Annotated in this window: 15 protein-coding genes and 1 riboswitch; of the genes, 12 read left to right on the forward strand and 3 right to left on the reverse strand. The window is 63.3% G+C overall.

Annotation, left to right across the window (positions count from 1 at the left end):
- The first annotated feature begins 41 nt into the window (after window positions 1-41).
- The 8 genes from V1286_RS01365 (at window position 42) to pal (ending at window position 9829) form a co-directional block, all read left to right on the forward strand.
- Window positions 42-800, forward strand: coding sequence for a serine acetyltransferase domain-containing protein (locus V1286_RS01365; RefSeq protein ID WP_334477095.1), 759 nt, complete (start codon window positions 42-44; stop codon window positions 798-800).
- Window positions 801-1972: 1172 nt separating this feature from the next.
- Window positions 1973-2686 carry a protein TolQ gene (gene tolQ / locus V1286_RS01370; RefSeq protein WP_108514169.1) on the forward strand — a complete coding sequence of 238 codons (714 nt, stop codon included), beginning with the start codon at window positions 1973-1975 and terminating at the stop codon, window positions 2684-2686.
- Between the two features lie 37 nt (window positions 2687-2723).
- Window positions 2724-3200, forward strand: a complete 477-nt coding sequence (locus V1286_RS01375) for a biopolymer transporter ExbD (protein WP_334477097.1) — start codon at window positions 2724-2726, stop codon at window positions 3198-3200.
- A gap of 47 nt (window positions 3201-3247) precedes the next feature.
- Window positions 3248-4186 (forward strand): protein TolA, encoded by a 939-nt coding sequence (locus V1286_RS01380; RefSeq protein ID WP_334477098.1) that lies wholly within the window; start codon window positions 3248-3250, stop codon window positions 4184-4186.
- Between the two features lie 126 nt (window positions 4187-4312).
- Window positions 4313-5605, forward strand: a complete 1293-nt coding sequence (tolB, locus tag V1286_RS01385; RefSeq protein ID WP_417021235.1) for a Tol-Pal system beta propeller repeat protein TolB — start codon at window positions 4313-4315, stop codon at window positions 5603-5605.
- Between the two features lie 181 nt (window positions 5606-5786).
- Window positions 5787-8117, forward strand: coding sequence for a putative bifunctional diguanylate cyclase/phosphodiesterase (locus V1286_RS01390; protein WP_334477099.1), 2331 nt, complete (start codon window positions 5787-5789; stop codon window positions 8115-8117).
- Window positions 8118-8257: 140 nt separating this feature from the next.
- On the forward strand, window positions 8258-8998 hold the full coding sequence (locus V1286_RS01395) for an N-acyl amino acid synthase FeeM domain-containing protein (protein ID WP_334477100.1): 741 nt from the start codon (window positions 8258-8260) through the stop codon (window positions 8996-8998).
- A 339-nt stretch (window positions 8999-9337) separates the two neighbouring features.
- Window positions 9338-9829 (forward strand): peptidoglycan-associated lipoprotein Pal, encoded by a 492-nt coding sequence (pal, locus tag V1286_RS01400; RefSeq protein WP_108514164.1) that lies wholly within the window; start codon window positions 9338-9340, stop codon window positions 9827-9829.
- A gap of 46 nt (window positions 9830-9875) precedes the next feature.
- Here the strand turns inward: pal and V1286_RS01405 are convergent, their stop codons facing one another.
- Window positions 9876-10748 (reverse strand): alpha/beta fold hydrolase, encoded by an 873-nt coding sequence (locus tag V1286_RS01405; RefSeq protein ID WP_334477101.1) that lies wholly within the window; start codon window positions 10746-10748, stop codon window positions 9876-9878.
- A gap of 181 nt (window positions 10749-10929) precedes the next feature.
- Between V1286_RS01405 and ybgF the strand changes: the two genes are divergently transcribed.
- The 4 genes from ybgF (at window position 10930) to V1286_RS01425 (ending at window position 16771) form a co-directional block, all read left to right on the forward strand.
- Window positions 10930-12078 (forward strand): tol-pal system protein YbgF, encoded by a 1149-nt coding sequence (gene ybgF / locus V1286_RS01410; protein ID WP_334477102.1) that lies wholly within the window; start codon window positions 10930-10932, stop codon window positions 12076-12078.
- A gap of 50 nt (window positions 12079-12128) precedes the next feature.
- Complete coding sequence (tilS, locus tag V1286_RS01415; protein WP_334477103.1) at window positions 12129-13193, forward strand: tRNA lysidine(34) synthetase TilS; 1065 nt, start codon at window positions 12129-12131, stop codon at window positions 13191-13193.
- A gap of 267 nt (window positions 13194-13460) precedes the next feature.
- Window positions 13461-15383 (forward strand): ATP-dependent zinc metalloprotease FtsH, encoded by a 1923-nt coding sequence (gene ftsH / locus V1286_RS01420; protein ID WP_108514160.1) that lies wholly within the window; start codon window positions 13461-13463, stop codon window positions 15381-15383.
- Window positions 15384-15565: 182 nt separating this feature from the next.
- Window positions 15566-16771: an ABC transporter substrate-binding protein gene (locus V1286_RS01425; protein ID WP_334477106.1), complete on the forward strand. Its 1206-nt coding sequence runs from the start codon at window positions 15566-15568 to the stop codon at window positions 16769-16771.
- Window positions 16772-16906: 135 nt separating this feature from the next.
- Here V1286_RS01425 and V1286_RS01430 read toward each other — a convergent pair whose 3' ends face one another.
- Together V1286_RS01430 and metE are read right to left on the reverse strand one after the other, a co-directional pair.
- Window positions 16907-17104, reverse strand: a complete 198-nt coding sequence (locus V1286_RS01430) for a hypothetical protein (protein WP_108514159.1) — start codon at window positions 17102-17104, stop codon at window positions 16907-16909.
- A 196-nt stretch (window positions 17105-17300) separates the two neighbouring features.
- Window positions 17301-19685 (reverse strand): 5-methyltetrahydropteroyltriglutamate--homocysteine S-methyltransferase, encoded by a 2385-nt coding sequence (gene metE, locus V1286_RS01435; protein WP_334477108.1) that lies wholly within the window; start codon window positions 19683-19685, stop codon window positions 17301-17303.
- A 108-nt stretch (window positions 19686-19793) separates the two neighbouring features.
- Window positions 19794-20008: riboswitch (cobalamin riboswitch) on the reverse strand.
- Window positions 20009-20045: the final 37 nt, after the last annotated feature.

Genomic DNA, 20045 nt, shown 5'->3' on the forward strand with positions numbered 1-20045 from the left:
GGCATATGTTACGAACCAGCGGCTATTTCGGGACGGCTTCCATGAATGCAACGCCATCTGTCGATCAGCTCTGGCGAACGATCCGGCGTGAAGCCGAAAGCGCTATGGCGCGCGACCCAGTATTCGGCGCGGCGCTGTCATCGGCGATTCTCGATCATCCTGACTTCGCTCATGCGCTGGCGCACCAGATCGGCGCGCGGCTCGGCAAAAGTCCGGCGGATCGCGCGCGGTTTACGCAGCTTGCCCGCGACGCGTTTGGTCGTTCGCCCGATCTGGTCGACGCCGCAAGCCGCGATTTGCAGAGCATCGCCGTTCACGATCCCGCGACGACGACGCTGCTGCCGCCGCTGTTGAACTTCAAGGGTTACGTCGCGCTGCAGGCCTGGCGCGTCTCCAACTTGCTCTGGCGCCAGCGCCGCAACGATCTCGCGCTGCTGCTGCAGAGCCTGTCGTCCGATCAGCTTTCCGTCAGCATTCACCCCACAGCATCGATCGGAACGTCGGTGTTTCTCGATCACGCCACCGGCATCATCATCGGCGCCTTCGCCGTGATCGGCGACGAGGTGACGGTTCTGCAGAACGTCACCATCGGCCGAAAACATTCGGAGCCGGACCGCGCCCCAAGAATCGGCAGGGGCGTTTTACTCAGCGCCGGATCGAGCATTATCGGCGGCGTCAGCATCGGCGATTTCGCCAAGATCGGCGCCGGCGCCGTCGTCGAGCATGACGTACCGCCCGGCTGCACCGCGGTCGGCGTTCCCGCGAGGCTAACGAATTGTCGGGAGAAGGTTTCCGTCTGAGTGTAGCCCGGGCGAGCCAACGGGTCGCGCGAATGCGCGCCCGATGACAGGCTCCGCGATCCCGGGACCCATGCGAGAAAACCCGCATATCGCTGCGCTCATGCGGGCTACAATTCATTACGCACCGCGAACTGATTTGCTTCGCGCACAAGCGCAATTTCATTCGCTGGCCTGCGACAAACCGGCACGACGGGCAAATCACCCAAAACCTGTCCAGCCCCTGGCGCAAAAATATTCTGCTTTCGTTCTCACCCAAATCAGTCCCATAACTCCGCCCGTCTCACGGCGGATGAGGGGCGTTGGCCATCGTCACGAACGCGCGGTGAGATGCGATGGACGCGAGAGCTGCGACTGACGTGTGTGGCTTGAGCGTACGGCGAAGTCGTGTGGTTCGGGCGCCGCGGTGCTGGCGCTAAGTCCGGGAGAGGCAACGCTTCTCTCGTGGCGACGGAGGCAAAAGAGCCGTTCTCCGGGAAGAGCACGAAGTAAGCCGTAAAGCCATTGCGCAGGGAAGGCCGGAGTGTTTCCGCTGAACCTGTATGCTCGTGTGCACTTTTGTTTGCGCAAATCGCACGCGAGACCGCGGGTGCAGCAAGCACCCGGTCTTCCCTGCGCCCTCTGATTTTCGAGGGTAAGGTCAAGAGCAAACCTCGGGCGTATCACGTCGCGAGAATGCGCAAGTTCGTTCAGCCGTCATTGCGAGCCACCGGGTCGCGCGAATGCGCGCCCGATGACCAGGCTCCGCGAAGCAATCCACCTCTCCGCATGCCGCGCTATGGATTGCTTCGCTTGGCTCGCAATGACGGGGCAGCGGGAGCGGCCGTCGCGAAGGGCGAGGCGACCGGCCGGGCACCACTTCCGAGGGCATGGAACCCGGCCCCCCGCCCCCGTAACCGCCCGGCCTGCCTGGATTTCCGGCAGTCGGATTTCCCTTTGGTAACCTAGTGTTAACCAAGCTTAGCGTCTGGTTAGGGACGGAATGACGCGCTGACAGCCCTCGTTTTGACATGTTGGCAGGGGAAGCAAATACCCGGCTTTCGGCGGGCCCCCATGCGACACCTAGAGAGGCTTTCGCGCTGGCGCATATCGCCGCGCCCGACGCGCGGCTGTGGTACCGGCAGCCGTTTGCTCCCGGAGGAAATAGGGACACTTGCGTTGAGAGGATACCGCTCATGAATCCCGCCGACGTGGCTCCGGCAGCCCTGCCGTTGGTCTCCGCCGACGTATCGCTGATCGCCTTGTTCATGCAGGCCCATTGGGTCGTAAAAACAGTCATGCTGGGGCTGTTGGCCTGTTCGGTCTGGGTCTGGGCGATCGCGATCGACAAGATTTTCCTCTATGGCCGCACCAAGCGCGCCATGGACCGTTTCGAGCAGGCGTTCTGGTCGGGGCAGTCGATCGAGGAGCTCTACCGCGCGCTGTCGGCCAAACCGACGCAGTCGATGGCGGCGTGTTTCGTCGCGGCCATGCGCGAGTGGAAGCGCTCGTTCGAGAGCCAGACACGCTCCTTTGCCGGCCTGCAGATGCGGATCGAGAAGGTGATGAATGTCTCCATCGCCCGCGAGGTCGAGCGGTTGGAGCGGCGGCTCCTGGTCCTGGCGACCGTCGGCTCCGCCGGACCGTTCGTGGGCCTGTTCGGAACCGTCTGGGGCATCATGTCGAGCTTCCAGTCGATCGCGGCCTCGAAAAACACTTCGCTCGCGGTGGTGGCGCCCGGCATTGCGGAAGCGCTGTTTGCGACCGCTATCGGTCTCATCGCCGCCATCCCCGCGACCATTTTCTACAATAAGTTCACGTCCGAGGTGAACCGGCAGGCGCAGCGGCTGGAAGGCTTCGCCGACGAATTTTCCGCCATCCTGTCCCGCCAGATCGACGAGCGGGCGTGAGGACGGCAAATGATGAGCGCATCGTGAGATCAAGATCATGGCGATGAACATGGCAGGTTCGGCAGGCGGTGGCGGTGGACGCCGCGGCCGGCGTCGCGCCGCCGTGATGGCGGAGATCAATGTCACGCCGATGGTCGACGTGATGCTCGTGCTGCTGATCATCTTCATGGTGGCGGCGCCGCTGATGACGTCGAGCATCGATATCGACCTGCCGGTCGCCTCCGGCGGCAAGCAGATCCAGGCCAACGCGCCGCCGTTGACGCTCTCCGTCAAGCGCACCGGCGGAGCCTGCAATTCGAATGTCGAGCTCTATCTCGGGGATACGCTGATTTCGACCAACGACCTGCTGCCCAAGATCAAGGCGATCCGGGAGACCCGGTCGGAGGCCGAGAGCGTGGTATACCTGCGCGGCGACAAGGACGTCTGCTACACGGATATGATGAAACTATTGGGGTATATTAGGACGGCGGGATTCAAGGCGAATATCGTCATCGTGCCGGATCAGGGTTCTTGAGCCATGAAGCGGCACGCGACGGCTGACGGCGGAGCGGGAAAGCTCAAGTGAAGGTCAAGGTCGACAAGACAGTTGTTGCGTCGGTTGTCCTGCACGTATTCGTGCTGGGGTGGGTGATGCTGTCGTTCTCGACCAAGGCGCTCGAAATGCAGCCGGAAGATTCGGTCGCCGTCGATGTCATTTCGCCTGACCAGCTTGCCAAGGTCATGGCCGGCATGAAGACCGGCAAGAAGGAAAACCCGAAGCCGCTGGTCGAGAAGGTCGCCGAGGCGAAGCCGGTTGACGATACCGTCGGCAAAATCGCCGAGAAGGCGCCGGTTGTGACCGAGACCGCGCCGCCGCCGCAGCCCAAGGCCGAGGAGAAGCCGGTCGAGAAGAAGCCCGACCCGCCGAAGGTCGTCGAGAAGCCGAAGGAAGAGCCGAAGCAAGAGCCGAAGCCGGTCGAGAAAAAACCCGAGCCGGTCAAGCCCGATCCGATCGCCGAGGCGATCAAGAAGGAAGAGAAGAAGCCGCCGCCGAAGCCGGTGCAGGCCGCCAAGCCGCCCGAGCCGCAGAAGCGTATTGTCGAACGGCACTTCGATCAGAACCAGATCGCGGCCCTGCTCGACAAGCGTGACCCGTCGCGTCAGGCCACGACCGGCGACACGCTGAATTCGAACGCAGCGCTCGGCCTTGCGAAGGGCACGGCTGCGGACAATTCCGCAACCTGGGGCGCGATGTTCAAGCAGCAGGTCGAGCGATGCTGGAAGAAGCCCTATGGCGGAATCGAATCGCAGAAGCCTGAAGCCGCGTTTGCCATTCGTCTGAAGCGCGACGGCACCCTTGAAGGCTCGCCGGTTCCGGAAGGCGCTCCGGCGACCCCCTACCTTCGCGTCTATCAGGAGAGCGCGTTGCGCGCGATCATCGAATGCCAGCCGTACAAGCTGCCGGCGGCCCTTTACGAGGAATGGAAATATTTTGCGCCGGTGTTCAAGGAAAAAGTCTAACGGTTTTGTCACGTGGCGGACACCAGTTGGCAATGACAGATATGAGCAAAGTTTGAAGCGATGACTGACAAAGATGGATTGCCGAAGATGCTGCATCGCCCGAGCCGCCGTCAGATCATAGCCGGAATGGCTGCGCTTGGCACGGTCGCCGGCGGTCGCAATGCCTTCGCACAAGCGCCAAAGCGGATCCCCATTCCCGAAGGTGAGTTCGTTCCACAGCCGATCGCGATCCCGAATTTCGTGGCGGGCACGCCCGGCGATGCCGAGGTCGGCGTCGGCGTGGCGCAGGTGATCACCAACAACCTCAAGCGCAGCGGGCTGTTCGCGCCGATCGATCAGGCTGCGTTCATCGAGCGCATCACCAATCCCGACAACCCGCCGACGTTTCAGAGCTGGAAGCAGATTGGCGCGCAGGCGCTGGTGGTCGGCCGCATGACGCGGCAAGGCGACGGCCGTCTGAAAGCCGAATTCCGCCTCTGGGATGTCAATCAGCAGCAGCAGCTCGCCGGCCAGCAATTCCAGACCTCGCCGGAATACTGGCGGCGGATCGCGCACATCATCTCCGACCAGATCTATGAGCGGCTGACCAGCGAGAAGGGTTATTTCGACAGCCGCGTCGTATTCGTCGACGAGACCGGGTCCAAGGAGCGCCGTGTCAAGCGGCTGGCGCTCATGGATCAGGACGGCGCCAATGTCAGATACCTGACCAAGGGAAGCGATCTGGTGCTGACGCCGCGGTTCTCGCCGTCGACCCAGGAAATCACCTATATGGAATTCGGCCAGGGCGATCCGCGCGTCTATCTGTTCAACGTCGAGACCGGGCAGCGCGAGATCGTCGGCAATTTCCCCGGCATGTCGTTCTCGCCACGGTTCTCGCCGGACGGCCAGCGCATCATCATGAGCCTGCAGCAGGGCGGCAACTCGAACCTGTTCGTGATGGATCTGCGCTCGAAATCGACGACGCGGCTGACCGACACGCCGGCGATCGACACCTCGCCGTCCTATTCGCCCGACGGCGCCCGCATCTGTTTCGAATCCGACCGCGGCGGCAAGCCGCAGATCTACGTGATGGCGGCCACCGGCGGCGGCGCGCAGCGCATCTCGTTCGGCGAGGGCAGCTATTCGACCCCGGTGTGGTCGCCGCGCGGCGACTACATCGCGTTCACCAAGCAGGGCGGCGGACAGTTCGCGATCGGCATCATGAAGACCGATGGTTCGGGCGAGCGGATCCTGACCTCGGGCTTCCACAATGAGGGGCCGACCTTTGCGCCGAACGGCCGGGTCGTGATGTTCTTCCGCGAGCCCGGCGGCAGCGGCGGACCCTCGCTCTACACGGTCGATATCTCAGGTCGTAACGAATTGCGGGTGCCAACGCCCGGTTTTGCCTCCGACCCGGCATGGTCGCCGCTGTTGTCATAATGGAACCCGGTCCCGGAAGGGACCGGCTGTTAACCGGCAAACATTGCCTAGCCAACTGATTTTTCATGCATATTTTCGTCGTGCGCCGCAAAAAACAACGTCTCGGTAACGATATTCCCTCAGAAAGACTTCATCTGCAGCGGGTAAAACTACCTACCCGAATAGGATGCGCGCCCCTAAAATGCAGCTTGCAAGTCAAACCGAAGAGCCGGATCAGAAGGTCTCGCCGTCAACTTACTCGGCGCTGATCGATTCGCTTTTCCAAAATCCCGCGCCGCTGTTCGCGGGCGCAGTGATGGTTGCCTTTGCCGCGGCCATGACCGCCGTGAAGACCGGACAAGACCTGCTCTGGCCGTGCGTTGCTTTTCTCGTGCTGTCCGGCACCGCCCGCGCCCTCGACATGCACCACTACAACAGCCGCAGATCCGCTCTGACCGCCGATGAAGCCGCGCGTTGGGAGGTGCGCTATCAGATCGGGGCGATGATCTATGCCGTTGCGCTCGGGCTATGGTGCACGGTGACTCTGCTCGGCAGCGATGATGCTGTGGCCCACATGATTTGCCTGACCGTCACCACCGGGTACGTGGCTGGAGGTGCGGGCCGGACCTATGGAAGGCCGTGGATATTCCACGTGCAGATTGCACTCGCCTGCGGTCCGACGGCGATTGCGCTGGCGCTTCGCGGCACCCCCTATTACATCGGAATGGCGATCGTCAGCGCGGTGTTTTTTTTGGCGCTGAAGCAGATTTCGACCGACTTGCAGCGGATTTTCGTTCGAGCACACGTCGCGCGCGAGCGCGAGGCGGCGCTGGCTGATCAGTTCGATACCGCGCTGAACAACATGCCGCATGGTCTGTGTATGTTTGGGGCCGACGGCCGGCTTGCGGTGATGAACTATCGTTTCAGCAAAATGATGGAGCTATCCGACGGTCTCGTGCAAAGCGGCGCGAGTGCTTCCGACATCATTGCGGCCTGTGTCAGCGCCGGATCGATCTCGGCGGCGAGCGGCAAGATAATCCTCGCTGAAATCGAGAATTCGCAGGCGAGGGGCGTCGTTACCGCTGATCCCGACTTCGCCAGAAATCGGTCGCTGTCGTGGACCTTCCAGCCGATGGCCGGTGGCGGCGCGGTCGTGCTGCTGGAAGATATTACCGAACGCCGCAATGCAGAAGCCCGGATCAGTCATCTGGCGCGTTACGACGAACTGACGGCGCTGCCGAACCGGGTCAATTTCCGGGATGAGATCGGGCGGCTTCTGGCTGTCCAGCAGGGCGCCGAACAATTGTCGGCGCTGCTGTTCGTCGACCTCGACCAGTTCAAGCAGGTCAACGACACGCTCGGCCATCCCTGCGGCGATCAGTTGCTGTGCGCGGTGGCCGACCGGCTGCGCGAGATGCTGCGGCCCGAGGATTTCGTGGCGCGCTTCGGCGGCGACGAGTTCGTGGTGTTCCAGCAGAACATCCATTCGGCCGATGACGCCGCGGGCCTCGCCCGGCGCATCGTCGATCGCCTGAGCGAGCGTTACAAGATCGACAATCATCTGGTCGAAATCGGCGCCAGCGTCGGCATCGCCATGACCTCGCGCGGCGTCAGCGCCGACACGCTGCTCAAGAACGCCGACATGGCGCTGTACCGCGCCAAGGCCGACGGCCGCGGCACGTTCTGCTTCTTCCGGGAAGAGATGGCGCAGGTCGTCGAATCCCGCCGCATCCTCGAACTGGACCTGCGCAAGGCGCTGGCCAACGAGGAGTTCGAGCTGTTCTTCCAACCGCTCGTCAATCTCAAGTCGGGCCGGATATCCACCTGCGAGGCGCTGCTGCGCTGGAATCATCCGGTTCGCGGCACGGTCTCGCCGACCGATATCATTCCGGTCGCCGAGGACATGGGCCTGATCGTCGATCTCGGCCGCTGGATTCTGCGCAAGGCCTGTATGGAATGCATGAAGTGGCCCGAGGGCGTCAGCGTCGCGGTCAACTTCTCGCCGCAGCAATTCCATCAGCGCGACGTGCTGAGCGAGGTCCGTTACGCGCTTGAGGTCTCCGGCCTGCAGGCCAACCGGCTCGAAATCGAGATCACCGAATCCTCGCTGCTGCGTAACACGCAACTGACGCACGACGTGCTGTCGCAATTGCATTCGCTCGGCGTGCGGATCTCGCTCGACGATTTCGGCACCGGCTATTCGAGCCTGAGCTACCTGCACAACTTCCCATTGCAGAAGGTCAAGATCGACCGCTCCTTCCTGGAAGGTATCGACAGCGACCGGCCGCTGACGCTGCTGCGCGGCGTGGCACGGCTCTCGGCCGACCTCGGAATGTCCGTCGTGGTCGAGGGCATCGAGACCAACGAGCAGCTCGAGTTGATCAGCGCCGATGGTGCGGTAACCGAGGCCCAGGGCTATCTGTTCAGCCCGCCGGTGCCTGCGGTGCGGGTTCGTCAGTTGCTGAATGCCTCGCATGGCCGCCGTCCGCCGGACAGCGTGCTGGTTCCGGTCCCCTCACGGTCCATCGCCTGATCCCCCATCCCCGTGAAAATACGGGAGAATCGGGGCCCGCCGGAGTAACCTTAACTTCTTGAAGCCTTTGCAATCTTGTTAACAAGCTGTTAATCATTCAGCCGCTCGCAGAGGTTGCTTGGAAGCGTAAGGAGTACAGTATGAGGTCCCCGGCCGAAGCACGCCCCATGGCCTTGGGACGGAGTCCCGACCCGCTAGATCAAGTCGACTATCGATTGGCGCAGACTCCCGAAGAAAAGGACGAGATCTACAGGCTCCGCTACCGGGCCTACCTTCGCGAGGGGGCTATCCAGCCTTCGGCTGACGGACGCGTGATCGATCAATATGAAGATGCTCCCAACGCCTGGACCTTCGGCGTCTATTTTCACGATCAGCTCTACAGCTCAATTCGCGTGAGCGTGCTGACGTCCGAATGGCGGATGTCGCCGTCAGTTGAGCTGTTTGGCGATGTCCTCCACCCCGAACTTGATAAGGGAAAGGTCATTATCGATTCAACGCGCTTCGTTGCCGACCCCGAAAAGGCGCGAAATTTTCCGGAGCTTCCCTACGTAACTGTCAGGTTGGGCTCCATGGCCGGCGTCTATTTCAATGCCGACTATGGATTGGCGATCGTACGTCCCGAGCATCAGGCGTTCTACCGGCGCGTGTTCCTGCATGAAACCTGGTGCGAGCCGCGATCATATCCGGGCCTCGTCAAGCCTGTCGGGTTGATGGCTGCGCATTTGCCGACGGTGCGTGACAGGGTTCTGGCCCGTTATCCGTTTCTGCGTTCGAGCGCTTTCGAGCGGCGAACACTCTTCGACCGCGGCGGCGGGCGGCCCTCGTCATTCGATGCGGTGGTTACCTCCTTCGAGCCGGCCTCGATCGTCCCGAGTTCCTAAGGCGGGTAGAAGGAGGCGGGTAGAATCAGCCGCCCCCAGGCCCGCTCGTCATCAAGGCTCGTCATCAAGGCTCGTCATCAAGGCTCCTCACCCCGGCGCCGGCGCATTTCGCCCCGATGTCCATGACAAAGCCCTAAATCTAGTGATTTCGGCCCGGTGCGCACTTGCCTTCACCGTCGCGCCACATTTACAAACCATTAACTATCGCGGTCGCTTTTCACGGTTTGTCGGCATTTGATCGGGTCTGGCAAGGTTCCATCAAGGTTGACGGAACGTTCGCTTAACCATCGACCTGTAGACCGGATAACAGTCGAAAAACGTGAGCGTGGAGGCTCCGGAATGAAATATCAGATGCGCATCCTCCAGGGATGGAAGCTGGCGGCTGTGGTCGCGGTGGCGCTGTCGATGGGCGCCTGCGCCAAGAACAACGTCGGCGCCGATGGCGCGATGGCGAGCGCGGCAACCCCGGGGAGCCAGCAAGATTTCGTGGTCAATGTCGGCGACCGCGTGTTCTTCGAGAGCGACCAGACCGAACTGAGCCCGCAGGCGATCGCCACGCTGGAGAAGCAGGCGCAGTGGCTGCAGACCTACAACCGCTACTCCTTCACCATCGAAGGCCATGCCGACGAGCGCGGAACCCGCGAATACAACATCGCGCTCGGCGCCCGCCGCGCCCAGTCGGTGCGCAGCTATCTTTCCTCGCGCGGCATCGATCCGAACCGCATGCGCACCATCTCCTACGGCAAGGAGCGTCCGGTGGCGGTCTGTAACGACATCTCCTGCTGGTCGCAGAACCGCCGCGCCGTCACGGTGCTGAACGCCGGCGCCTGAGGTTAGCCACGCAGAGTTCAACAGCCGGCGCCCTCGGGCGCCGGTTTTATTTTGGGCTCATGATGAAGCGACGGATCGCGGCCAGTGTGGGCTCGGGCGCGTCTTGTATGCAGGCGTGCCGGCAGTCGACGAACCGTTCGAACCGCACCAGATGCGACGGCAGCGCGGCTGCGATGTCGGCCTGGCTCTCGATCGGGTGAATGGGGTCATCTTCGCCGCCGAGCACCAGCGTCGGACACCGGATGCGATCCAGGTCGGGGAAGAAGTTGTAGCTGTGGCTCTCGCCACCGGGCCGCGTGAACCATTGCAGCACCTCCGGCCGGTTGACGGCGCGGCGCGCCATGTCCGGATCGCGCGGGATGCGCGTGTAATGCGGCATCGCCAGTCGCACCCAGGCCTGCACCGAAGCTTGGTCTGGATGGCCTTGTTCCTCCAGCAGGCGACGCCGCGCCAGCGCGCCGACCTCCGGTCCGCCGAAGCGTTCGAACAGCTCGACCCGCCGCTCCAGATATTCGTCGCCGGCGGCCGCGGTGCTGATCAGGATCAGTTTCGTGAGGTGGCTTGGATGACGCGTGGCGTAGGCCAGTGCGACCATACCACCGAACGAGGCGCCCAGCACGATCGGATCGACGATGCCGAGCGTGTCGCAGAACGCGCGCACGTCGTCGCCCCATTGGGCCAATGTCCAGCCCTCTCGCGGGCCGTTCTCGCTACGGCCGTTGCCGCGGTGGTCGAGATAGACGATCTGGGCAATGTCGGCCAGGGCGGAATAGGCCGGCCGGTAGATCGAATGGTCGAAGCCGGGGCCGCCATGCAGCATCAGCAGCACCGGCTTTTCCCGCATCACCGGCCCGTCCGGAACCAGCTTCGCGCCCTCGATATCGAAGAACAGCCGCACCCCGTTCACGGATACGTGCATGAGCGGATCTCCATCGATTTGTGAACGCTCCGCCGGGCCCGGCGGCTTGTCTTGAAGGGGATACTAAACCATACCGAATTCAGTGAACCGAATCGGAAATGCCAGTCACAATTCTGGCGTACTCCCTATCTCAATAGTGTTCTGCTTTCGTTTGACACGTGATTTTCGTCGTCAGGGCAAAATGTCATCCAGACTCCTCAATGCTTCCGGTGCCGCGGCGATTGCCGCGATGCTGGCTTTGTCTGTGCAGACCGCGTCCGCACAGATCACGTTCCCGTGGGAGCGTTCTCCGCAGGGCTCCCCGCAGGTCCAGGCGCAGTCTGACGACGCCGACCTGGAAATGCGGATCCAGCGGCTGGAAAATCAGCTCCGGCAACTGACCGGCCAGAATGAGGAGTTGCAATACCGCAACCGGCAGCTTGAGGATCGGCTGCGCCAGCTCGGCGCGGCGCCGCCGGCGCCAGGCGGCCAGCCCTCAGGTGCGCAGCCCAACGTGGCCGCGGCGCCGCCTCCGGTTCAGCTTGGCCCGCCGCAGGGGCAGCAGGGCTATCCGCAACAAGGTTATCCGCAGCAGGGGGCTCGCCAGCAGCAGGGCTATCCGCAGGCCCAACCCGGCTACGACCAGCAGCCGCAGGTCGCCTCTCCCGCGCCGATCGCACAGGACCCGGCAGCTCCGCAGGTCGGTGGCCGCCGTCGCGGCGATGCTTTCGACCCCAGCCAGAATCCCAACGCCCCCGGCGCGCCGCGCGCGCTCGGCGGTGGCCAGATGCCAATGTCGAGCGACGCGGCGGTCGGCGCTCCCGGCGGACGCGGGCCCGGCGAGCCGCTCAATCTCGGCGGTCCGCGCGATCCCGGTGGCGCCTTGCCGCCGCCCGCGGCAGCCGCACCGCCACCGCGCGGCCCCGGGCCCGGCGCCAGCGCCGCGCTGACCACGCTGCCGCCCTCGGCCACGTCAAAGGACGAATTCGATCTCGGCATCGGTTACATGCAGCGCAAGGACTATGCGCTGGCCGAAGAGACGATGAAGAACTTTGCGCAGAAATATCCAAGCGATCCGCTGATCGCGGATTCGCAATACTGGCTCGGCGAAAGCTACTTCCAGCGCCAGCAATATCGCGACGCCGCCGAAGCGTTCCTCGGCGTGACCACCAAGTTCGACAAGTCGGGCAAGGCGCCCGACGCCCTGCTGCGACTCGGTCAGTCGCTGGCGGCGCTGAAGGAAAAGGAAGCTGCCTGCGCCGCGCTCGGCGAGGTGACGCGGAAATATCCGCGCGCATCTGCTGGCGTGAAGGCCGCCGTCGATCGTGAGCAGAAGCGGGTTAAGTGCTAAAGCGGAAGCCGGTCGAGGCCGCCACCGGCCTCGAATAGACTGGCGATGCCATGCCTGACGACGACCACGCGCCGATCTCGGTACAGCAAGCGAAGGATCTGTTCGCACACTGGAAGGCCGCGCCGGCACTCGTGCTGGCGGTATCCGGCGGTCCTGATTCGCTTGCCCTGATGTGGCTTGCCGCCCGCTGGCGCCGTGCGCTTTCGCGCGGGCCGCGACTGATCGCGGTTACCGTCGATCACGGCTTGCGGGCTGAAGCTGCGCGCGAGGCGCGCGAGGTCAAGCGTCTCGCACATGCCCTCGATGTGCCCCATCGCACGCTGCGCTGGACCGGGACCAAGCCGAAGACCGGCCTGCCGGCCGCGGCCCGCGCCGCGCGCTATCGCCTGCTGGCGAAAGCCGCGCGGGCGAGCGGCGCCACGCACATCCTGACCGCGCATACCCGCGACGACCAGGCCGAGACGCTGTTGATGCGGATACTGCGCGGCAGCGGCATCGCGGGGCTTGCGGCGATGGCGCGCGAGACCGAGCGCGAGGGCGTATGGCTGGCGCGGCCGTTGCTGGACGTTCCGAAATCTCAGCTCGTCGCGACGCTGGGCAAGGCGAAGATCGCCTTTGCCGACGATCCCACCAATCGCGACATGAGCTTCACGCGGCCGCGGCTGCGCGCGTTGATGCCGGCCTTGATCAAGGAGGGCGGCGACAGCCGAAATTTGGCGCGGCTGGCAACAAGGCTGGCGCGGGCGAATGCCGCGATCGAAGTGCTGGCCGACGGCGCCGAGCGCTATCTCGCCTTGAGAGATCGCGATGATGCCTCGCGCTTCGGATTCGATGCCGGGGCGTTTGCCGGCCTGCCCGAGGAAATCCGGCTTCGGCTGCTCAAGCGCGCGATTGACCGGGCCGGCCACGAAGGGCCTGCGGAACTCGGCAAGGTCGAGGCGCTGCTGGCGGTACTGGACAACGCCATTGCGAACGGCCAGAAGCAGACAAGTCTGAAACAGACAAGTCTGAAACAGACAAGTCTGAAACAGACGCTTGCCGGGGCCGCGATCAGCCTGACCGGAGGCCGAATTCACGTCGATCCGGCGCCGCCGCGCCGGGGCCGGAGGGCTTGAGATACCGTCTAATCTCGCGATATCTCTTGCAATGCGGGCGGAGAGCCTTAACCACCCCGGAAAAACCCCGGATCTAACGTCATTTTTTGACCGGGAATCGCGTTAAGATGCGTTAAATAGTCCCGTGTGGTTCCCTTGGCATTGACCCGGGCGCCACCTAGATTGGGTGCAGTGGACCGGGGATTCTCGCCTCACTACCCAAAGAATACTCAAGGGTTACTGCCAAGGATATAAGGCCGCGATCCGCGCGACCACGAAGGAAGATCGATGAACGCCAATCTGCGCAACTTCGCCCTCTGGGTCATAATTGTCTTGCTGCTGTTGGCATTGTTCACGCTTTTCCAGAATCCGGGTCAGCGCACGTCCTCACAGGACATCTCGTTTTCGCAGCTGTTGAGCGAGGTCGACCAGAACCGCGTTCGCGACGTCGTGATCCAGGGGCCGGAAATCCACGGCACCTTTACCAACGGCTCCTCGTTCCAGACCTATGCGCCGAGCGATCCGACGCTGGTCAAGCGCCTGTATGACGGCAAGGTCTCGATCACTGCGAAGCCGCCCGGCGACAACGTGCCGTGGTTCGTGTCGCTGCTCGTCTCCTGGCTGCCCTTCATCGCGCTGATCGGCGTGTGGATCTTCCTGTCGCGGCAGATGCAGGGCGGCGCCGGCAAGGCGATGGGCTTTGGCAAGTCGCGCGCCAAGATGCTGACAGAGGCCCATGGCCGCGTCACCTTCGAGGACGTGGCTGGCGTCGACGAAGCCAAGCAGGACCTGCAGGAGATTGTCGAATTCCTGCGCGATCCCGGAAAATTCCAGCGCCTCGGCGGACGTATTCCACGCGGCGTGCTCTTGGTCGGCCCTCCCGGCACCGGCAAGACGCTGATCGCGCGTGCGGTCGCGGGCGAAGCCAACGTGCCGTTCTTCACCATTTCCGGCTCGGACTTCGTCGAAATGTTCGTCGGCGTCGGCGCAAGCCGTGTCCGCGACATGTTCGAGCAGGCCAAGAAGAATGCGCCCTGCATCATCTTCATCGACGAAATCGATGCGGTCGGCCGTCATCGCGGTGCGGGTCTGGGCGGCGGCAATGACGAGCGCGAACAGACGCTCAACCAGTTGCTGGTCGAGATGGACGGCTTCGAGGCCAACGAAGGCGTGATCCTGATCGCGGCCACCAACCGGCCCGACGTGCTGGATCCCGCGCTGCTGCGTCCCGGCCGCTTCGACCGTCAGGTCGTGGTGCCGAACCCGGACGTTGTCGGCCGCGAGCAGATCCTGAAGGTTCACGTTCGCAAGGTGCCGCTGGCGCCGGATATCAACCTCAAGACCATCGCGCGCGGCACCCCGGGCTTCTCCGGCGCCGACCTGATGAACCTCGTCAACGAAGCGGCGCTGACCGCCGCCCGCCGCAACAAGCGGATGGTGACGCAGGCCGAGTTCGAGGAAGCCAAGGACAAGGTGATGATGGGCGCCGAGCGCAAATCGCTCGTCATGACCGAGGAAGAGAAACTGCTGACGGCCTATCACGAGGGCGGCCACGCCATCGTCGGCCTCAACGTCGTCGCAACCGACCCGATCCATAAGGCGACCATCATTCCGCGCGGCCGTGCACTCGGCATGGTGATGCAGCTGCCCGAGCGCGACAAGCTGTCGATGTCGCTCGAGCAGATGACGTCACGGCTGGCGATCATGATGGGTGGCCGCGTTGCGGAGGAGCTGGTCTTCGGCAAGGAGAAGGTTACGTCCGGCGCCTCTTCAGATATCGAGCAGGCAACGCGACTGGCGCGCATGATGGTAACGCGATGGGGTCTGTCCGAAGCCCTTGGCACCGTGTCCTACGGCGAAAACCAGGACGAGGTGTTCCTCGGCATGTCGGTATCCCGCACCCAGAACGCATCGGAAGCCACGGTTCAGAAGATTGACACCGAGATCCGGCGTTTTGTCGAAGAGGGCTACAACGAAGCCACGCGTATCCTCACCGAGAAGCGCCAAGACCTCGAAACCCTGGCAAAGGGCCTGCTCGAGTTCGAGACGCTTTCCGGCGACGAGATCATCGACCTGCTCAACGGCAAGAAGCCGAACCGCGAGTCGGTGCTGGAGCCGAGCACGCCGCGGGCGTCTGCCGTGCCGCCCGCCGGCAAGCCGCGCCCGCGTCCCGATCCGGACCCCGGCCTGGAGCCGCAGCCGCAGGCGTAAGAGCGGACTGCACCTGAATAGAAAACGCGGCGGTGACGCCGCGTTTTTTATGTCGCGGATGTCATCGTTAGCCATGGCGTGGTCCGGAACGCCATGGCATGTTTGCACCACAAGAGAGAGCGTCGGCCAAACCGCGCCTGTCGCGGCCATCGGCCAAGCGCCCGCGCATGGGAGGCGAAACCATGGGAGGCGAAACGGTGCGTTTGCTCGCAGGATTTGGCGCGCTGGTGTTCCTGGCGCTTCCCGCAACCGCAGCCGAAATGCGCGGCGTCACCGCAACCGAAATCAAGATCGGCCAGACCATGCCCTATAGCGGGCCGGTGTCGGCGTTCGGCGCTCTCGGCAAGGGCGAGGTCGGCTATTTCAAGATGGTCAACGAGCGCGGCGGCATCAATGGCCGCAAGGTCAATCTGATCTCGCTCGACGACAGCTACGCGCCGCCGAAGACGGTGGAGCAGACACGCCGGCTGGTCGAGAGCGACGAGGTCGCACTGATCTTCTCCTCGATCGGCACCGCGCATAACACCGCGATCGCGAAATATCTGCAGAGCAAGAATATCCCGCAACTGTTCCTGGCCTCCGGCGCCTCGAAATTCGCCGACATCGCGCAGTTTCCGCAGGCGACCGTCGGCGTGCAGGCGCCGTTCCGCTACGAGGCCCGGCTCTATGCGCGCTATGCGCTTTCGAAGAATCCGAATGTCAAATTCGCCGTGATTTCGCAGAATGACGATTACGGCCGCGATTATCTGTTGGGTCTGAAGGACGTGCTCGGCGACAAATACGATTCCGTCGTCACCGGCGCGACCTACGAAATCTCCGACCCGACCATCGACTCGCAGATCGTGAAGCTGAAGGCCTCCGGCGCCGATGTCTTCTTGATCGCGGCCACACCGAAGTTCGCTGCGCAATCGATCCGCAAGGCGTTCGAGATCGGCTGGCGGCCGATGACCTTCCTCTCCAACGTCGCGGTGTGGATTTCCACCGTGATGGAGCCGGCAGGCGTCGAGGCCGGCACCGGCATTCTCTCCACCGCCTATGTCAAGGATCCCGACGATCCCGCCTGGAAGGACGATGCAGGCGTCAAGGGCTGGCGGGAATTCATGACAAGATACGTTCCGGACGGCGACCAGCACGACACCAACTATGTCAATGCCTATAACAGCGCCATGGTGCTGGAGGCCGTGCTGAAGGCCTGCGGCAACGACCTGTCGACCGAGAATATTTTAAAGCAGGCCTATTCGATCAAGGATCTGGAACTGCCGATGCTGCTGCCGGGCATCAAGGTCAATACCTCACCGACCGACCACGTGCCGGTCGACCAGATGCAGTTCATGCGGTTCAACGGCAAGACCTGGGAGCGCTTTGGGGAATTGCAGACGGGGAATTGAGCTCACCCGTCATTGCGAGACGCGCAGCGAGGTAGCAATCCATACTGCCGCGCTATGGAATGCTTCCGCCTCCGCTAAGGCTACGGCGGACAAGTCGCTTCGCTCGCAATGGCGTGGTTGCCGCCACGAGATGAGTTATGCCTTCGCGGGGGCGCCGAGATGCACGGCCAGGATATGCTCCGGCGTCTCTACCACTTCGATCGTCTCCCCGTCGCCGCCGACAAAGGCAAGAACGGTGCGCTCGCCGTCGCGTGACATGCTGCCGACGAGCGCGATATTGATGTGGATGGGTTGCCCCGTCTCGAACCTCGTGCATTCAATCCAGAAGCGCATGGCGGTCTCCTTCGATCTTCCGCGATAATCATAAAGACAGTCGTAGTGTGGGCAAAGCCACCGGGTCGCGCGAATGCGCGCCCGATGACAGGCTCCGCGTGCCCACCATTGCATGCGGAGGGTTGATGGTGGGCACGGCGCGAAGTGCGCCTTTGCCCACCCTACGCAACCGACTAGAGGCGCGACGCTTCTCGCGCTAGGCCGACGCCCGCAATTCGCGAGCCGCCGCCACCATGTTGACGAGCGCGGGCCGCACCTCTTCCCATTTGCGGGTCTTCAATCCGCAGTCGGGATTGATCCAGATCTGGGCGTCGGAGAGCCGCTTGCGCGCCAGCCTGAGCAGGGCGGTCATCTCGCCGACATCGGGTACGCGCGGCGAATGGATGTCGTAGACGCCGGGGCCGATTTCGTTCGGATAACGGTAGTCCCTGAACGCGTCGAGTAACTCCATCTTCGAGCGCGAAGTCTCGATCGAGATCACGTCGGCGTCCATCGCGCCGATCGCGTTGATGATGTCGTTGAACTCCGAGTAGCACATATGGGTGTGGATCTGCGTCTCGTCGCGCACGCCGGAGGAACAGAGGCGGAAGGCGTCGACGGCCCAATCGAGATAGGCCTTCCATTCGGATTTGCGCAGCGGCAAGCCTTCGCGCAACGCCGCCTCGTCGATCTGGATCATGCCGGCGCCAGCAGCTTCGAGATCGGCCACCTCGTCGCGGATCGCGAGCGCGATCTGGCGGCAGGCCTCGCTGCGCGCCATATCGTCGCGAACGAAGGACCAGTTCAGGATGGTGACAGGACCGGTCAGCATCGCCTTCATCGGCTTCTTCGTCAGTGACTGGGCGTACTGCCACCACTCGACTGTCATCGGCTTCGGCCGCGAGACGTCGCCGAACAGCACCGGCGGACGGACGTAGCGCGATCCGTAGGACTGCACCCAGCCGTGGGTGGTGAAGGCGAAGCCCGCGAGCTGCTCGCCAAAGTACTGCACCATGTCGTTGCGCTCGAACTCGCCATGCACGAGTACGTCGAGGCCGATGGTTTCCTGCCACTGCACCGCGCGGGCCGTCTGGTCCTGCAAATAGACCTTGTAGACTTCATCCGTCAGGGCACCGCTGGCGTGCGCGGCGCGGGCTTTCCTGACTTCGGCCGTCTGAGGGAACGAGCCGATGGTCGTGGTCGGGAACGCCGGCAGGTTGAAGCGCTCGTGCTGAACGCCGACACGATCAGTGAATACGCTGGCGCGGCGACGCATCGCGGCGTCGATGCCGGCGATGCGCGCCGCGACCTTCGCGTCGTGAATTCGCGGCGAGGCCTTGCGCGCGGCGGCGGCCTGGTCTGAAGCTTTCAGGCTGGCTTCGACCGCTCCGCGGCCACCGGCGAGCGCCGTTCCGAGCGTGGTCAGTTCCTCGAGCTTTTGCACCGAGAACGCCAGCCAGCTCTTGATTTCAGAATCGAGCCCCGTTTCCAGCGCCAGATCGATCGGGACATGCAGCAGCGAGCAGGAGGGGGCGATCTGCACACGGTCCTTGCCGAGTTTCGCGATCACGGGTTCGAGCCGGTCGAGGATCCGGACCAGATCCGCGCGCCAGATGTTGCGGCCGTCGATGATTCCGATCGACAGCACGCGGTTATCCGGAAAATCGGCGAAGCCGTCGATTTGATCCGGCGCGCGCACCAGATCGAGATGCAGGCCGGCGACGGGCAACGCCAGCGCGGTATCGCGGTTGCCGCCCAGCCCGCCGAAATAGGTCGCCAGCATGATCTTGAGTTGCGGCACCGCGTTGGCGATCTCACTATAGGCGTAATGCAGCGCCTGCTGCGCGATGATGTCGAGGTCGAGCACCATGCATGGCTCGTCGATCTGCACCCATTCGGCGCCCCGGCAGGCCAATTCGCGCAGCACGTCGATGTAAACTGGCAGCAACCGGTCGAGCAGCGACAGCGGATTGAAACCGGTATCCTTGCTTTTCGCCAGCTTGAGAAACGTGACCGGCCCGACCAGCACGGGGCGGGTCTGATAGCCCAGCGCCTTGGCTTCCTCGTATTCCTCGATCGGCTTGCGCGAGGCGAGGGTGAATTGCTGATCCTTCGCTAGTTCAGGCACCATGTAGTGGTAGTTGGTATCGAACCATTTTGTCATTTCTTGCGCGGGCATGCCGTGGGCTGCATCGTGCCCGTGATGCGTATGGCCGCAGCTCGCCTCGTTCGCGTTGCCTTGCGCGCCGCGAGCCATCGCAAAATAGGTCGCGAGCGGGACCGGGCCGCCGTTCCAGCGATAGATTTCAGGGATCGCGCCGACCATCACTGACGTGTCGAGCATCTGGTCGTAGAACGAAAAATCGTTCGACGGGATCACGCTGACGCCGAGCTTTTTCTGTCGCGCCCAGTTAGCGGCGCGAAGCCCAGCGCCGGCTTCGATCAGGGCTTTTTCGTCCGAGGCGCCGGACCAGAAACTTTCCAATGCAAATTTCAGCTCGCGGCGCGGGCCGATACGCGGCGTGCCGAGGGAGGCAACGGGAAGCGCAGAAGTGGAGACTGTGGAGGTAGACGATGTAGAAGATGACGTTGCAGTAGACATTGGCTTAACCCCAAAAGTTGGGGGCAAAGGCCGAAGTGACACGTCTGGATTCCGCGTACGGCAGCGCGCGCGGAATCGCAACCGCACCACCGGGACACCCCGCCCGAGGACGTGTATGTTGTCGAGGCAGGTCTCCTGGCTCGCGGGTCTGTGCTGCTGTCCGGCCTTCCCGAAACCCCGTGAGGTCTCAGTGACTTTGTTGGACAGCGGCTCGCCGCTTACAGTTGCGGGGGCAGCTCCGGCTTTGGCTTTTTCGGCCGCACCGGCTTCCCTCTTAGCTTCGGGCCGAACGAGCCCGAAGAACCACGACGGGTTCAGTTAAGGTCAACGGCGATCTCAGTCAATACGAGATCGGTCGTC

This window comes from Bradyrhizobium algeriense, from assembly GCF_036924595.1.
Lineage (GTDB): Bacteria > Pseudomonadota > Alphaproteobacteria > Rhizobiales > Xanthobacteraceae > Bradyrhizobium > Bradyrhizobium algeriense.

Bases quoted from the DNA above. Each gene is read 5' to 3' on its own strand.
- V1286_RS01365 (WP_334477095.1), top strand. From the start codon at position 42: ATGAATGCAACGCCATCTGTCGATCAGCTCTGGCGAACGATCCGGCGT.
- tolQ (WP_108514169.1), top strand. From the start codon at position 1,973: ATGAATCCCGCCGACGTGGCTCCGGCAGCCCTGCCGTTGGTCTCCGCC.
- V1286_RS01375 (WP_334477097.1), top strand. From the start codon at position 2,724: ATGGCGATGAACATGGCAGGTTCGGCAGGCGGTGGCGGTGGACGCCGC.
- tolB (WP_417021235.1), top strand. From the start codon at position 4,313: ATGGCTGCGCTTGGCACGGTCGCCGGCGGTCGCAATGCCTTCGCACAA.
- V1286_RS01390 (WP_334477099.1), top strand. From the start codon at position 5,787: ATGCAGCTTGCAAGTCAAACCGAAGAGCCGGATCAGAAGGTCTCGCCG.
- V1286_RS01395 (WP_334477100.1), top strand. From the start codon at position 8,258: ATGAGGTCCCCGGCCGAAGCACGCCCCATGGCCTTGGGACGGAGTCCC.
- pal (WP_108514164.1), top strand. From the start codon at position 9,338: ATGAAATATCAGATGCGCATCCTCCAGGGATGGAAGCTGGCGGCTGTG.
- V1286_RS01405 (WP_334477101.1), bottom strand. From the start codon at position 10,748: ATGCACGTATCCGTGAACGGGGTGCGGCTGTTCTTCGATATCGAGGGC.
- ybgF (WP_334477102.1), top strand. From the start codon at position 10,930: ATGTCATCCAGACTCCTCAATGCTTCCGGTGCCGCGGCGATTGCCGCG.
- tilS (WP_334477103.1), top strand. From the start codon at position 12,129: ATGCCTGACGACGACCACGCGCCGATCTCGGTACAGCAAGCGAAGGAT.
- ftsH (WP_108514160.1), top strand. From the start codon at position 13,461: ATGAACGCCAATCTGCGCAACTTCGCCCTCTGGGTCATAATTGTCTTG.
- V1286_RS01425 (WP_334477106.1), top strand. From the start codon at position 15,566: ATGGGAGGCGAAACGGTGCGTTTGCTCGCAGGATTTGGCGCGCTGGTG.
- V1286_RS01430 (WP_108514159.1), bottom strand. From the start codon at position 17,104: ATGCGCTTCTGGATTGAATGCACGAGGTTCGAGACGGGGCAACCCATC.
- metE (WP_334477108.1), bottom strand. From the start codon at position 19,685: ATGTCTACTGCAACGTCATCTTCTACATCGTCTACCTCCACAGTCTCC.